The sequence below is a fragment of the Providencia sp. TYF-12 genome, assembly GCF_041344805.1.
Lineage (GTDB): Bacteria > Pseudomonadota > Gammaproteobacteria > Enterobacterales > Enterobacteriaceae > Providencia > Providencia huashanensis.
The window spans coordinates 1,383,121-1,395,696 of sequence record NZ_CP166833.1 but is presented as its reverse complement, the minus strand read 5'-3'; the positions used below and the strand labels follow the sequence as shown (position 1 = coordinate 1,395,696).

21 protein-coding genes are annotated in these 12,576 nt (G+C 42.2%); 1 reads left to right on the top strand and 20 read right to left on the bottom strand.

Features of this window, described 5'->3' with window-relative positions:
• Positions 1-168: 168 nt before the first annotated feature.
• The 15 genes from ABE954_RS06135 to ABE954_RS06065 form a co-directional block, all read right to left on the bottom strand.
• Positions 169-678 carry a hypothetical protein gene (locus ABE954_RS06135; RefSeq protein ID WP_371025800.1) on the bottom strand — a complete coding sequence of 170 codons (510 nt, stop codon included), beginning with the start codon at positions 676-678 and terminating at the stop codon, positions 169-171.
• 70 nt (positions 679-748) lie between these two features.
• Positions 749-973: a tryptophan synthase subunit alpha gene (locus ABE954_RS06130; protein ID WP_240105952.1), complete on the bottom strand. Its 225-nt coding sequence runs from the start codon at positions 971-973 to the stop codon at positions 749-751.
• A gap of 10 nt (positions 974-983) precedes the next feature.
• Complete coding sequence (locus ABE954_RS06125) at positions 984-1,436, bottom strand: ProQ/FINO family protein (protein WP_272689872.1); 453 nt, start codon at positions 1,434-1,436, stop codon at positions 984-986.
• 407 nt (positions 1,437-1,843) lie between these two features.
• On the bottom strand, positions 1,844-4,579 hold the full coding sequence (locus tag ABE954_RS06120; RefSeq protein WP_272689881.1) for a TOPRIM and DUF927 domain-containing protein: 2,736 nt from the start codon (positions 4,577-4,579) through the stop codon (positions 1,844-1,846).
• Positions 4,566-4,940: a hypothetical protein gene (locus ABE954_RS06115; protein WP_181489823.1), complete on the bottom strand. Its 375-nt coding sequence runs from the start codon at positions 4,938-4,940 to the stop codon at positions 4,566-4,568. Before ABE954_RS06115 ends, ABE954_RS06120 begins: the two co-directional genes overlap by 14 nt.
• A 59-nt stretch (positions 4,941-4,999) precedes the next feature.
• A complete protein-coding gene (locus tag ABE954_RS06110) occupies positions 5,000-5,599 on the bottom strand; it encodes a hypothetical protein (protein ID WP_272689871.1) in 600 nt (199 codons plus the stop codon).
• Positions 5,596-5,817 carry a hypothetical protein gene (locus ABE954_RS06105; protein ID WP_036960440.1) on the bottom strand — a complete coding sequence of 74 codons (222 nt, stop codon included), beginning with the start codon at positions 5,815-5,817 and terminating at the stop codon, positions 5,596-5,598. Before ABE954_RS06105 ends, ABE954_RS06110 begins: the two co-directional genes overlap by 4 nt.
• Positions 5,817-6,011 (bottom strand): hypothetical protein, encoded by a 195-nt coding sequence (locus tag ABE954_RS06100; protein WP_094960719.1) that lies wholly within the window; start codon positions 6,009-6,011, stop codon positions 5,817-5,819. Before ABE954_RS06100 ends, ABE954_RS06105 begins: the two co-directional genes overlap by 1 nt.
• A complete protein-coding gene (locus ABE954_RS06095; RefSeq protein ID WP_004255426.1) occupies positions 6,011-6,184 on the bottom strand; it encodes a hypothetical protein in 174 nt (57 codons plus the stop codon). The genes ABE954_RS06100 and ABE954_RS06095 overlap by 1 nt, the downstream gene beginning before the upstream one ends.
• A complete protein-coding gene (locus tag ABE954_RS06090) occupies positions 6,181-6,762 on the bottom strand; it encodes an ORF6N domain-containing protein (protein WP_272689870.1) in 582 nt (193 codons plus the stop codon). Before ABE954_RS06090 ends, ABE954_RS06095 begins: the two co-directional genes overlap by 4 nt.
• Positions 6,759-6,968, bottom strand: a complete 210-nt coding sequence (locus tag ABE954_RS06085) for a hypothetical protein (RefSeq protein ID WP_004906529.1) — start codon at positions 6,966-6,968, stop codon at positions 6,759-6,761. The genes ABE954_RS06090 and ABE954_RS06085 overlap by 4 nt, the downstream gene beginning before the upstream one ends.
• On the bottom strand, positions 6,965-7,144 hold the full coding sequence (locus tag ABE954_RS06080; RefSeq protein ID WP_272689869.1) for a hypothetical protein: 180 nt from the start codon (positions 7,142-7,144) through the stop codon (positions 6,965-6,967). Before ABE954_RS06080 ends, ABE954_RS06085 begins: the two co-directional genes overlap by 4 nt.
• Positions 7,141-7,401 carry a hypothetical protein gene (locus tag ABE954_RS06075; RefSeq protein WP_272670809.1) on the bottom strand — a complete coding sequence of 87 codons (261 nt, stop codon included), beginning with the start codon at positions 7,399-7,401 and terminating at the stop codon, positions 7,141-7,143. The genes ABE954_RS06080 and ABE954_RS06075 overlap by 4 nt, the downstream gene beginning before the upstream one ends.
• A gap of 2 nt (positions 7,402-7,403) precedes the next feature.
• On the bottom strand, positions 7,404-7,577 hold the full coding sequence (locus ABE954_RS06070; RefSeq protein ID WP_210783525.1) for a DUF4222 domain-containing protein: 174 nt from the start codon (positions 7,575-7,577) through the stop codon (positions 7,404-7,406).
• On the bottom strand, positions 7,570-7,791 hold the full coding sequence (locus ABE954_RS06065; protein ID WP_210848538.1) for a host cell division inhibitor Icd-like protein: 222 nt from the start codon (positions 7,789-7,791) through the stop codon (positions 7,570-7,572). The genes ABE954_RS06070 and ABE954_RS06065 overlap by 8 nt, the downstream gene beginning before the upstream one ends.
• 190 nt (positions 7,792-7,981) lie before the next feature.
• Between ABE954_RS06065 and ABE954_RS06060 the strand changes: the two genes are divergently transcribed.
• Entirely contained in the window at positions 7,982-8,116 is a 135-nt protein-coding gene (locus ABE954_RS06060) for a DUF3950 domain-containing protein (RefSeq protein WP_244974746.1), read from the top strand.
• Between the two features lie 634 nt (positions 8,117-8,750).
• On the opposite strand, the gene ABE954_RS06055 is transcribed toward ABE954_RS06060, so the two are convergent.
• The 5 genes from ABE954_RS06055 to ABE954_RS06035 all read right to left on the bottom strand — a co-directional run bounded on the left by ABE954_RS06055 (position 8,751) and on the right by ABE954_RS06035 (position 12,430).
• On the bottom strand, positions 8,751-9,347 hold the full coding sequence (locus tag ABE954_RS06055) for a BRO family protein (protein WP_181488336.1): 597 nt from the start codon (positions 9,345-9,347) through the stop codon (positions 8,751-8,753).
• Between the two features lie 12 nt (positions 9,348-9,359).
• The gene (locus ABE954_RS06050) at positions 9,360-9,755 is read right to left on the bottom strand and encodes a hypothetical protein (protein WP_181488337.1); all 396 of its coding nucleotides are present in this window, start codon (positions 9,753-9,755) and stop codon (positions 9,360-9,362) included.
• Entirely contained in the window at positions 9,755-9,973 is a 219-nt protein-coding gene (locus ABE954_RS06045) for an AlpA family transcriptional regulator (RefSeq protein ID WP_172767332.1), read from the bottom strand. The genes ABE954_RS06050 and ABE954_RS06045 overlap by 1 nt, the downstream gene beginning before the upstream one ends.
• Positions 9,974-10,089: 116 nt before the next feature.
• Positions 10,090-11,004 carry a hypothetical protein gene (locus ABE954_RS06040; RefSeq protein ID WP_094960711.1) on the bottom strand — a complete coding sequence of 305 codons (915 nt, stop codon included), beginning with the start codon at positions 11,002-11,004 and terminating at the stop codon, positions 10,090-10,092.
• 214 nt (positions 11,005-11,218) lie between these two features.
• Positions 11,219-12,430, bottom strand: coding sequence for an integrase arm-type DNA-binding domain-containing protein (locus ABE954_RS06035; protein WP_181488339.1), 1,212 nt, complete (start codon positions 12,428-12,430; stop codon positions 11,219-11,221).
• Between the last annotated feature and the right edge of the window lie 146 nt (positions 12,431-12,576).

Sequence of the window (12,576 nt, the reverse complement as noted above, 5' to 3'; positions counted from 1 at the left end):
CCCTGTAGTTATATACACTACAATTGTAATCCAGAGCAAAAAATAAACAACAATATATTGCTATAAATAATCGAAAGTATAGAAATATTTCCTACTTATTTTGGCTTTGATGGTATTAAGACAACAAAAAAACCGACTCAAGGTCGGCTTTTGTTTTTTAGGTGGGTTCTAGTTTAGAGGTTTTGCATAGTTGGTTAGAATGGCTAATTTACCATCTTTATCTCTAATACCAACTGAAACTAACACTTTGTACCCTTCTTTGTCGTATTCAGCCTTTATCTTGCTACACCCTATTTTATTTAGGCAAGCAATAAAGTTTGATTCATCCTCAATTTTAATTATTTTATTTGTTGAATCACCATACGCTACATTCACCTCATCAACCGCATTGTTAAATTTCTTCATTACTTCTTGTTGGCTTGTTTCACCCAATGCCTCTGAGCGTAATACTTGAACCAACCCTAGTTTTTTATTAAATATTAAAACCGTTGATCCTGTAACTCCGCTTGGAGTATTGGTTACCTCACACACAGGGAACTTACATCCTTCACCATCTAAGTTTAACTTTTGGATATCCTCCACCGACTGCCCCCACTTAAAGCCGTAGGGTGCTGGTGGGCTGTTATCACATCCCGATAGAAACAAAGCCAATAGAGCCGTTATCATGATTTTTTTCATTTGGTGATCCCTTTAGTTGAGAAGGCCAATTATACATAACCGCCTCGGCTTATGCTTTGGCGGTGTTCAATTAATGGCTATAACGCCTTGCTAGGGCTTTGCCTGCGATTTGGATTTGGTCAGGCTGACCTGTGATAATTGTTCGCTTAAAGATAAAACCGTATGTTTTGATTTCTACATCGGCTTTTCTCGTGACCGATTCAAGGGCATACCTCAAGTTATCTTTCTCTAAAATCGTATAAGCCAACTCAATAATATCTTGACCTTCTTCATGTCGATACGTGATTTTCATCATTCACCCCGTGTTACTTTTTATTCCATTCCACCAGCGTTTGTTCTGCTATGGCTTGCTGTTCTGGCGTGATTTCTCCGTTAGGTTGTCCGTGCATATCAAACCGATTGCCGCCCAAGATAAGAGCCTTTAAATATACCTTACGATTGATATAAGCGTGTAGCCCTTGTTTTATTTGCCCCTCTGGGATATCCAGCCCTCTATCTTTAGCCTCAGCAATCATAGCTTCCTTGATGCCAATCATTAGCGGCTTGGCTTCTGGCTCACTAAATAGCGTCCAGTGCTTCGCTATACGGTCGATACGGTGTTGTTTCTTCTTCGCGTGAACATCTGCCTTGTTTTTCTTCTTCGGTTGCTGTGGGGCTTCCTGTGACGTTTTAGCCTGTGTGTTTTTTGGTGTGTTCGTCGCTGGTGGATTTGTTACACCATTGTTATTTTTTCTTAATGATAAAGTCACTCGGGTCATGATTTCTTTTTCCTCAAAAAACTTTTCTATTAAATACGCGATCAGGTGTTGGTTCAGTCGGTTCAGTTGGTTCAATTTGTAAAGATGCTTGTTTTTAAAGCATTTATTTGAAAGTACTGAACCAACATACCCATGTTTTGAACCGACATTTTCTATGTATGAACCAACATCGAATTTAAAAATGCCATCCAGTGGAAAAACTCTTTAATTCTGTGTGTTGGTTCAAAATGCCACTTTGTCGGTTCAAAACAGCCTCTTGTTGGTTCAGTGTTGGTTCAATAAATGCTATTTTTCCCTTATAAATCAATAAAACTTATCTACTGAACCAACTGAACCGACACTAAAACGATAAAATCACGTACATGAAAAAAACATTATGGGATTTTCATCCCTCCGCTAGTTGTTGCTCAATTGTTATCTTCTTCTGTGCTCTCTGGAGCGAACTGCAAAACGTAAACATTAAATTGCCGTCCGTCTATGCGTGGGCTTTTTCGTTGATAACCTCTCCCACTGGTGGGTGGTGTTAACATGCCAGCCATTTTTAACGCCTCAGCAAATTGTTTGTAGTTAAACCCTGCCGCGATTTCTTTCTCAAAGGCGGACGGGAAGGTATAAAAGATTATCGGGTCATCCTCGTTACTGCCTTTCTTCCTATATCCTGCAAGGTCTCTAATAGGTAGATCCCTAACATCATAAGGAATTGGGGCAAATCGGCTTAATCCGTGAGCATTCAAAAATGCCTCAGCTTGTTCTTTGATTTGCTCATACTCTTTGTTTCCCGTGCCGAACTCTGCAACCCATACGTTAAATATTGCTTGAACTACATCCCTACAATCTTGTTCACTCCACCCCGTAATCACACGGCCCATAATCAAAGCGGCTTCAATCGTGGCGAATCGGTCGCTCGCTCGGTGTACCTGTTCCCCGTAGCTACTTGGAATTAACTTATTCCAGCGTTGCTGTGCGGCTCTGTAGGCTTCTTTAGCTTCGTCTTTATGATTCGATAGATACTCAATCCAATAACGTCCTGCTACCCCGTAGCTATCACGACAATTCACCTTGATTAAATCCGCGTGGGCTTTCCCTGTTTCACATTCGTGTAGTTCGGTGGCGCGTTCAATGGGGATATTTAGTAATCGCACTAATTGCCCTGCGTTCACTTTCACACCTGAATTTAATAAAAAGGTTTCAATGTCTTTTTCCCCTGTGCTAATGGCCACCGTCCGCCAGCTTTGAACCTGCCTATTGCCACCATCTTTCGCACCTTGTATCTTGCCTTTGCCATTAAACAACGTGTAAGCCGATTTATAGACGTGTTTAGGGTCTGCGCCTTGTCCGACTTCATCCAAATACAAAAGCCCGTCATTGTGCGCTACAGCCTCGTTAGTCATGCCGTATTCAGTGCCATACCACGTTAAACGCTGCAAATCGGGATCACCGTACAAGCTCACGGCCATATCTGCGGTGGTGCTTTTCCCTGCTGTCGATTGGGCGTAAATGTGAATACCAAAGCTGTCCGCCCCTGTGATACTCGTCATCGGTGCGGCTAAGGCTGCGCCAATTGCAAACATCATGAAACTGTTACCGTTAGCCAATCGTGCAACATCCTTCCGCCAGCTTTCTACCGTTCCGCTTGTCTGGTAGGCGGTAGCGGCTGCGCTTTGCCCGTTAAAAAATATCGGTTGTTCGGGTGTGCCAATAATTGAGCCGTCTGGCATGATATACGCGCCTTTGTGCCAGCCTGATTTATTGGTGATACTCCAATTCTCTTTGAATTTCTGGCGCAAGAGCCAATCAGATAAAGACTGTCTTAGCCCTGATTTAGTTGTCACAATTAGCCCTGCATTTTTAAGCGTTTTCCAGCCCTCACGCTCGCCAATATCCCCCATCGGAACGGCTTGAACGTTGTTATTGCCCCACTCGAAAATCAAATACTTTTGATTCAGGTCATTAACGCCTTTCGTAATGCGTTTTATGGCGTTAGATAACCATTGTTCATGATTGATGATCTCCCCTGTTTCTTTGTCCGCTTTAGGCGTAACCAGAAATACACCATCGTCGCGTGATTCAATGCGTATTTTCATGGGGTCGCTTGGTTTTACTGTTTCGGTAACGCTTTCCTTTGCCGTTTCAGTCAATGTAATCTCACTCATTGCCTCGTCTCCTTGTGGCTGATATATTCCCTCGCTGAAAGCAGAGGCAGTAGCTTCCCTCTCTCTGGATTGCAGGTAATCGTTCCAATCTCCCTGACAAGGTGGAATTGAAACATAGCCGCTAACTTCTCTCGCTGCGGCTTCTGCTTTCACCTTGCCCGTGTTGATCTCATTTTTACTGTCATTATCCCCTGCAATGATAATCTGGCTTTCTGGGTACTTAGTCCGCATCACCTTAGCCACATGAATTAAGTTACTCGCATCAATTGCCGCTACTGTGTGCGCTTCTGGTTGGATTAACTGGCACGTCATGGCGGTTGCCAATCCCTCAGCGATAATCACCGTAGACACGTTTACAGGCTCATTAATGGGGTAATAGCTGCCATTCTTCGCACTATCGAGTAATAGCCGTTTCTCGCCATTGGGTTTAATCGTCTGTGCCGCTGTGATTGTGCCTTCAGCATCTATCAATGGAATAATCAGCGAACCATCGGCTAATAGGGTCACGGTGGTACTATCAAATCCTTTCGCCTTGAGATACTCAGATTCGCCCTGTTTAGCATTGGCAATAGTGCGGCTGTACCGCGCGGTAAAGCGTTTATGCTTCTCTATCTGCTCGTTAGCTAGGTTCTCTGCTTGCTGCGCTTTCAATACGTCCTGTTGCGCTTTTACCTCATGGCTACGGTAGGCTGGTGGATTATCTGAACGGGTATCAATTCCAATCATGCCAGCCACCTCATAAGCGGCTTCTGTCACGCTACCGCCCAGAACACGCTGAACTAAGTCCAATCCATCACCTGAGCCGCACTGGCTACAAATAAACGTGCCGTTGCCGTCTTTGTCGTCAAATCTAAAACGGTCTTTACCGCCACAATGAGGGCAAGCGGTGTGCGTGTTTAGGGGCACTTCTGCCCCGAGGTTAGATAATATATTTTGCCATTGGCCATTCGCTTTCAGCTTCACATCACGGATAACATCAATCGGTTTCATCGTCTGCGCCTCCTGCTGGTTCAGCCATTTCATGAGACACACTTAAAATAGACTGATATAATGCTTCACCCTCCAGAGTAAGACGCCCACAATCTACCGCTTTGGTTAAGGCTTCCAGTGCGGCCGTTTCGTATTCTTCAAACTGGTCTATTAACGGCTCAATAAAACAAACCTCAGTTAAGAAACAAAGGTACTCAATAGGTGAAATTTGCTGCTTGTTAGTACGGCCTTGGCATGTTTCCGTGTAGGTGTAACATTCCTCAAAGTCATTCGGGCGGCTTTTAAATACAGCAAAGGCAAAGGCTTTCAGGGCATCATCAAGCGAGTTCGCTTTGGTTTTGAATGGAATAATATTGCTCATTGAAATGCTCCTTTGTTCGCCAGTAAATGGTTTAAATTGTTAATCATGATCTCCCCCTATCAGTGAAGCACTGGCTTAGTGTCAACTTCGCTAGGGCTAACTATTTTCAAAAGGCCATCATGTAAGAGAGTGAGCCCCTTTCTCCCTTTTTCAGAGAGGCGATTTCCCACTTCTGGCTGCATGTTGATAAAGTCCATGTAAGCCCTGATAACTAACTGCTGCCCCATTTCCTGCCCGTATTGCTCACAAATAAGTTCTTCCATGTGTATAATTAACAACGCACGCTCGCCCGATGGGTAAATTGACATCCCTGAACCGCTGTCGCCGTAATACAGCGTGGCAATATCTTTGCCGCCCCGTTCATTGTCGATTTCAATAACACCATGCTTATCCCTTAACTCTTGAACAAATGACGCTGTCACTACCCAACGGCATAAAATCAACGTTTGCTCTAATGTTGGGTTAAACAAGCGTTCTCGCTCACCTTTTGATAGTGCCAATACAAGCTCAAATCCCTTAAGTAAATCTGCGTCAAAACTACCGTTGTCTAATGCGTCCAGTGCTTCGCTGTAACTGATAGCCTTTTGGTTAGCTGCGTCAGTAATGAGAATTACGCCATGTTCGCTGTGCTCGAATGCGTTAATGTTTGTAATATTCATCGGTTCGCCTCCGTTACCGCTAACTTATAAGCTCGCAACACATGCGAGGATTTACCTGTAATCACTGTTTTAATCACTAAACCGTGCTTTGTGCTGGCTGTTACATGGGTTTTAAGTAGTACCGCATCCACAACCCGACGATGTTTTTTATATTGAAATAGATTGCTGGTTACGGTGATTTTGGCGACTGCGCCACTGTCAAAATAATTGAGTTTCATTATTTGCCCTCCGTTACTTCTTCCAGTGATTTTTTAATCTGGCAAGCAATCGTTAAGGCAATGCTTATCATGTTTCGAGTTTCGTTATCTTCCTCAGCCGCGCACCATGTAGACAACAAAGTCAGTAATGCGGAAGTCTGGTTCTCAGGTGTTTCAATCAGTATTTCTATTTCACGCTTCTGTTCTGGTGTCATCACTTCACCTCACGCACATAGTTAATTCGGATATCGGTTAAACCGTCACGTTGCGCCTCTCGCATCACTTGCGATTGAGCGTCTTTCTGGGTGGCAGATATCACACGCTTGCTAATACCTAGCGTTAAGCCTTTCGGTGTTGTGCCATACCCTGCGATTTGAAACGTTCTCATGAGCGATAACCCCCCATATCCTGAATGTGTAGCTGTGAGGCTTGTTCAATAGCCATTACCATTGGTTTAAGTGCTTTCTTCTCCTTGCGACGTAAGTTCATGGCATAACTGCCGCGCCTACCGTGACCTTGATAAGAGTCAGCTTCTAAACTACTAATCAAGTTCTGAGCCTCACCAATTGGCATGGATTCAAGTTCCGCCAGCGTGGGGATTTGAATGTGTTTAATTTCGGGAAACTCAGAGAGTCGGAAATAACTGTTAACCATTGAACGCTGAACCTGCCACGACAAATCATCGGTAAATGGCTTAACCAACATGAGATAACCAGATTCAGCCAATACCATTATTTCAGGCGTGTACTTGGTGATATTTTCATCAAGGTGTGGACGTAATACGTCCTGACCTAACAAAAAGTAATCAACTCCATCAATGAAATGGCGTTTATGCTTGGTGAATGTACGCCTTGCTGTACCTTTCGGGCGTTGGTGTACCTCGTCAATCATGGCAAAGGTCACAACTCGCTTACCTTGATACATGAATGGGCTTAGGCTGGTGGCATTGATAGTAACTTGTCTCATTTCATCACCTCCGCTAACCGAGTAATTTCTTTCCCTTGAGCATGTACAAGGCGATTAACTGCTCTCAGTAGAAAATGTGTATCTGTATCAGCCTCATTCTCTACAGCCGTTAACAGTGGGATTAACAACGCTTGGAGCTCCTCGTTGATATGCTCGACTTCTTCCAAGGTAGATAAGTGACCAACTTTTAATTTAATTGTTTTCATTTGGTCGCCTCCTCGAGGGATTCCCGAATTTCACCACTTAAATCACAAGCGATAGTAATTAGGTCTACTAATTCAGTCGGGCATCTCCCGTTAGCCTTTTCCAGTATGACCATAACTAATGAATGGGCTTGTTGTGCCTTATACGCTGCTACATCTAAAGAAATTGGCTTGCTCATGCTTTTCCCTCCGATTTAGCGTCTACGGCTTCCGCGTCACTAATACGGTTAATGGCTTCCAACCAGTAATAGAGTTCTTGTTTTTTTGGATCATCAATCTGAGGGAATACCTCACAAAGAATATGAGCCATACCTTTTCGAACCCTAAGTAAACGGTCACGGCTGCGTTCTTCTGAGTGTAAAGGGGCGTTATTGCCTAACATGTCCGTTATTTCAGCTTGAATACGCTGATAGTTATCAGGATATAAACGACTCATAATTAAGCCCTCCCTGCATAGGTGTATTCGTTGCTGAACTGGCTTAATGAGACAATGACAGGACTATCAAAGCCGTCTCTCTGAAAGGTCACACGGTTGAATTGAACCGATAAAACTTTGACGGTTTCACCATTATTTTTGTGAGTGTAGAAATCATTAGGTTGAGGGTTACGCATGAGCCACCTCCTGAGCAGGTAAGCGACCAGCGAATGACAGAATGTAATCACGTACAAGCATGAGTCTTGCATCGTGTTCGTTCGGTGCTGTAACAGCAATACGGCAAGGTTTAGCGGTGTAATCGCTACGGTTTAACGCGAGGAATAACCATCTGTACGATTGGTTAGGGGTGAGACTAGTCCGCCCTGTGACGGGTGTGTTAAACTTACTCATAGTTACCTCGATAGTGTGATTATCGTTGGTGATTAGATGCCCTGTTAGTGTTGACGCACTACAGGGCATTGCTTTTTTATTGGGATAACCTGTGTTATGGTATTTACCAATTAATAATAGGCTATCATAGTGGTATTTACCAGTGCAAGATAAAAAAGAAAAGAAAGCATTTAATAGATCTCGAAGCACCATGAAAATGATTCGCTTTGAAGATGACTTACTCGAACAAATAAACTCAGTTATTGGCGATGAGCCATTTAGCGCATGGGTTAAGACAGCCTGTCGTAACGAGCTGGAAAGATTAGGTGTTAAGCCTAAAAACTGATATTTGCCATACCAGAGAAGTAAGCTAATATTAATATTCTCACTTGCTCGGTATTTAATATCGACGTTTCCAAGGGTAGCCGATTGGCTGCCCTTTTTTATGGACTCCAAAAACTCAATTCTGCCTTGTGTAGTGCCCCCAGATAAACCTTGCCAATGAGGATAATTCGCCTCTTTAAAAAGGTGAGAAAAATCACCTTTAGCAAATGGTGTAAATTCTCCACGTTTTAGGTTCTCGCTGTTATCCCATCCTCCAACGGTGGTTAGGATTAATTGATTGGCAAAATGTTTTGCTGATTGACCTGAGAAATATTCCCCAGATTGATTTCCCATAAATTTGGGTGATTGATTGGCATAAATTTTCGCTAATACATCGGCTAAAGTTTTAGCTGATTGCTGAGCCAAAATATTGGCCGAGTAACCAGACGAAAGTTTGTCTGATTGATTGCCAGTAATACCGTAGTTTAAAGCTACAGTATTATTAAGGGAGTAAATTAAACTTACCCCCTTACCTGCCAGTAGGGAATCATTCACTTGGTAGGCAATATTCCCCAACTCTGGGGATAATTGATTAATATTTGAACTTTGATACACCGCTTTGGGTGTACTAACCATTTGTAAGTTAATAGCCGTCATTAGTGGATTTCTCCATCAAGAAAATCAGGCTGGTACTTCTTCCATAATTCACGTTCTTCACGCTGTAAATCAGCTTTCTTTTGCTTACAGGATTGCAGGTCACGTCCATGTTTTGAGGCTGTGATTTGGTATTGTTGCTGACGCTTAGTGAAGTCATTTAACGCTGAGAATGGCACACCATACGCGCCAGTTTTACGAATAGATGGGATAACGTCACGGAATACCCAATTAGTAAAACGATGTGCGAATGTGCCTTTAGTGGTTGCCTTGCGGCTACGGGCAATTAGTTTATAGAAACCAGACTCCGCTATAACCTGTCTGTTAGGGTTTCCCTGAATACCATAGTTTAAAGCTATAGTATTTTTTTCGTCCAAGTCTAATGATTTTAAAGCATCACTTGAGTTTAATATTTCCAATGCGTCACAAACATCTTTAGCAACGAACCACGGATCATTATTAATTTTAACTATCCGCACCTCTACCCCCTCAAATCGAATAACGGAAATATCATCTGAGTTAATATTTAAAATAGGCTCTTCACTGAATTTAGGGTGAGCGAATCCACCAGCATTTAAGCTGTTATTTTTTAGTTTCATTTTCTTATTCCGTTATTTTGTCGGGTAGAGGCTTAAAATATTATTTACGTGTACTTTATCTAGCGTCTGGTAATTACCTTGTTCAGCGCGTTCATTAATTAAATTGATAACCTTCTGCGCATCCTGAGCCGTCTTAAAGCGGTAACGGTAGTGTGACCCGATACCATCAGGATTAGGCTCATCAATGCGATCCAGTGTAATATCCAACTTGCGCTCTAACTCCGAGGCGTAGTTCCTTGCTGACGATAAGCGACAATGAATTAATATTTCATTCTCTGTAAATCCATTAATGCCAGTACCTAACATATATAAACGGGCACGGTGTTTTTTGGGTGGGTTCTTTGATAGAATAGATGCTGTCGCGTTATCCTGAGAAGCCACCTGTAGCGGGTGGTTTTTCTTTTCCATTATGCCACCTCGCCTGTACGTGATTCAGCAATCTTATTTGCTACCCACTCATCGACCTCTGACTCAACAAAAGCAATAGAACGAGTGCCGATTTTTACTGATTTAGGGAATTGACCTGCTTCAATGAGGCGATAAATCCACGCTTTACCGTAGCCCGTACGACGCATAACTTCAGGTAAGCGAATGAGGTTTTCTTTTAAGGTTGTAACTGTTGGCATGGTGCCCCCTGTTATCTAGTTAATGATACGCCTTAGTAGACGTTCGTAGATCTCAGGATGGAATATACTTCGTTGAATTAGGTGTTTTCGTAATATTACAAAAATAGTTCGTAATATTACGAGTCAATATTTTTAAGCCAGCCAGAAACAGCATTTCCACTAGGTAATGAGAGGTTCAATGAGTCGAACTCTGTTCTAATTACTCCTCTTGGATTTTCAATATGAGGGCGGGGGTTATCAGCAACATCTTTGCCATACTTAGTAAAAAGTAAACCGTAAATAAATTGAGCTTGTGCGTTTTGTGTTTTTAATGAAATCTTTTTTTGGGGCTCTCGACTCTCAGAGAAAAATGATTCTATATCTTCCATCTTAATTGCAAAATATGCATTCTGAGGCAAGCTAGTGCAGGGAATAAAGCTATTTTCCATTTTGCCATGGCGAACTTCATCTCGGATATTTTTCAACTTTTCTATATGCCCAGAAAGAAAACCACTTCCCTCACCATCCTGTGATTGACTTAATTTGATTAACTCCAGTAGCTCTTTCTCAACATCAAACCCAGTGATTAACTGATATTTTTTTGTTGGTTCAGCGATGACGATCCCCTTTATGTCATATAACGACCGTGTTGGCATAGGCAATTGTTCTTCTTGCGAATATATTCTTTCCGCTTCATGTTTTGCTATACCTGTAGGCAAAGCTGACCATAAACTAGAAACCCTCATGATCTGATTATCAATAGGTGTAGCGTGAGGAACTAATGTATTAGGCAATATTGGCTCTTGGCTTAATAGTTTACGATTATCGGAAAGAGCTGTTTCTGTTTCAGATAAAACATAAGAAAGTGGCCTATCTGTAATGTCTACAGCCCTAACAAAAACTGGGGTATGAAAAAAAACAGAGGGTCTGATTACGCCATCAGCAATCAATCGCGCAACATCAGATAATCTAATCTCATTTTTTAATTTCTTACTTAAAAAGCGAGATGTTTCTTTAAGTGTTAGCCATTTTCGGCTAGCTAATATATCCACGCCTCACTCCCTGAGTTATCTGTGGTCTACTGTCGTCCATTAAGAAATACTAAAGTAAAGTGTATAGTATATCTGCGTATTATCAAGTGAACTAAATGGAGGCTACTTGTGGATAAGTTCGTTGATATTTTAAATATTTACTGCAATAACAATTTATTACAAAACAAAAAACCAGACATTTTATTATCTGGTTCTGCATGCGACTGCTGGTGGATTAAGCACATTTAAAATTGCCGTGTACAACGTTATCCCCGTTCTCTAATGCCCCCATGTAATCAGCGTACCATTGAAGCATTTCTCTGCGCCCATCAATGTATTGAGCATGGTTATACGTTCCACGAATAGAGTTTTTATCAACGTGCGCTAGCTGTGTCTCAATCCATGCGGTGTTATAGCCTTGTTCGTGTAGGATGGTACTCATTGTGTGCCTGAATCCGTGACCTGTGGCTCTACCATCATAACCAATACGTTTTATGACCTGATTTATTGCCGCTTCACTCATTGGCTTAGAAGCATCATTCCTGCCATGAAAGATATACTTAAACCGCCCTGTTAAGGTTTGTATTTCTCTGAATAATTCTAACGCCTGCGTAGAGAGTGGGACCATGTGAGGACGACGCATTTTCATACGCTCTTTTGGGATTTCCCAAATAGCCTTATCAAAATCGATTTCTGACCATTCAGCAGCTCTAAGCTCAATAGTACGAACACCTGTTATCATTAATAGTTTTGTAGCAATCTGAGTGATCTTACTTCCACTGCATACAGATAGTGCCTGTAAAAAATCAGGTAGCTCATTAACGTTTAAATGAGGAAAGTGTTTTGCCTTTGGCGTAGACAGTGCGCCAGCTAATTCTGATGCAGGGTTATACTCTGCCCGCCCCGTAACAATTGCATAGCGGAATACTTGGTTACATGCCTGTCTTATCTTCTTTAGCTTATCCAACACACCACGCTTTTCTAATTTTCTAAGCACCTCTAGCATGTCTAGCGGCTTAATTTCCGTAATGCTAGCTTTACCAATGTAAGGGAAGATATCTTTCTGGAAGGCTTCTAATAAGTCATCAGCGTAGCCTTGCGACCAATTCGGCTTTTTATAGTCGTGCCATTCAAGCGTGATTTTCTCAAAGCTATTATTTACCTGAGACTCTTTTTCTCGCTTTTCGGCTTTCTTTACCAACGATGGGTCATCACCTAACGCTAATATGCGCTTGGCTTCTTCTCTTTTCGCCCTAGCTTGTGCGAGTGATATTGATGGATATACACCTAAAGCCAGCCTTTTCTCTTTACCAGCATATCTATATTTCATACGCCAATACTTAGAACCATTTGGAGCAACTTCTAAATACATGCCCCCACCGTCAGAAAGTTTATAAGCTTTCTCTTTTGGCTTGGAAGTGTCTACTTGTCTGGCTGTTAGCTTCATTTGGGGGCACCGATTTTCATTGAACGGGGTAATGCCCCCAATTATGCCCCCACATATATGTAAATTTCAATAGACGTAACTAGACCTTGGAATACTAGGAATTCTTGTGATAGCTGATTTTATAAGGGTTTTATAGACTGTTGTAG

Excerpts from the sequence above, each read along its gene's own strand:
- ABE954_RS06135 (WP_371025800.1), bottom strand. The coding sequence starts at position 678 with ATGAAAAAAATCATGATAACGGCTCTATTGGCTTTGTTTCTATCGGGA.
- ABE954_RS06130 (WP_240105952.1), bottom strand. The coding sequence starts at position 973 with ATGATGAAAATCACGTATCGACATGAAGAAGGTCAAGATATTATTGAG.
- ABE954_RS06125 (WP_272689872.1), bottom strand. The coding sequence starts at position 1,436 with ATGACCCGAGTGACTTTATCATTAAGAAAAAATAACAATGGTGTAACA.
- ABE954_RS06120 (WP_272689881.1), bottom strand. The coding sequence starts at position 4,579 with ATGAAACCGATTGATGTTATCCGTGATGTGAAGCTGAAAGCGAATGGC.
- ABE954_RS06115 (WP_181489823.1), bottom strand. The coding sequence starts at position 4,940 with ATGAGCAATATTATTCCATTCAAAACCAAAGCGAACTCGCTTGATGAT.
- ABE954_RS06110 (WP_272689871.1), bottom strand. The coding sequence starts at position 5,599 with ATGAATATTACAAACATTAACGCATTCGAGCACAGCGAACATGGCGTA.
- ABE954_RS06105 (WP_036960440.1), bottom strand. The coding sequence starts at position 5,817 with ATGAAACTCAATTATTTTGACAGTGGCGCAGTCGCCAAAATCACCGTA.
- ABE954_RS06100 (WP_094960719.1), bottom strand. The coding sequence starts at position 6,011 with ATGACACCAGAACAGAAGCGTGAAATAGAAATACTGATTGAAACACCT.
- ABE954_RS06095 (WP_004255426.1), bottom strand. The coding sequence starts at position 6,184 with ATGAGAACGTTTCAAATCGCAGGGTATGGCACAACACCGAAAGGCTTA.
- ABE954_RS06090 (WP_272689870.1), bottom strand. The coding sequence starts at position 6,762 with ATGAGACAAGTTACTATCAATGCCACCAGCCTAAGCCCATTCATGTAT.
- ABE954_RS06085 (WP_004906529.1), bottom strand. The coding sequence starts at position 6,968 with ATGAAAACAATTAAATTAAAAGTTGGTCACTTATCTACCTTGGAAGAA.
- ABE954_RS06080 (WP_272689869.1), bottom strand. The coding sequence starts at position 7,144 with ATGAGCAAGCCAATTTCTTTAGATGTAGCAGCGTATAAGGCACAACAA.
- ABE954_RS06075 (WP_272670809.1), bottom strand. The coding sequence starts at position 7,401 with ATGAGTCGTTTATATCCTGATAACTATCAGCGTATTCAAGCTGAAATA.
- ABE954_RS06070 (WP_210783525.1), bottom strand. The coding sequence starts at position 7,577 with ATGCGTAACCCTCAACCTAATGATTTCTACACTCACAAAAATAATGGT.
- ABE954_RS06065 (WP_210848538.1), bottom strand. The coding sequence starts at position 7,791 with ATGAGTAAGTTTAACACACCCGTCACAGGGCGGACTAGTCTCACCCCT.
- ABE954_RS06060 (WP_244974746.1), top strand. The coding sequence starts at position 7,982 with ATGAAAATGATTCGCTTTGAAGATGACTTACTCGAACAAATAAACTCA.
- ABE954_RS06055 (WP_181488336.1), bottom strand. The coding sequence starts at position 9,347 with ATGAAACTAAAAAATAACAGCTTAAATGCTGGTGGATTCGCTCACCCT.
- ABE954_RS06050 (WP_181488337.1), bottom strand. The coding sequence starts at position 9,755 with ATGGAAAAGAAAAACCACCCGCTACAGGTGGCTTCTCAGGATAACGCG.
- ABE954_RS06045 (WP_172767332.1), bottom strand. The coding sequence starts at position 9,973 with ATGCCAACAGTTACAACCTTAAAAGAAAACCTCATTCGCTTACCTGAA.
- ABE954_RS06035 (WP_181488339.1), bottom strand. The coding sequence starts at position 12,430 with ATGAAGCTAACAGCCAGACAAGTAGACACTTCCAAGCCAAAAGAGAAA.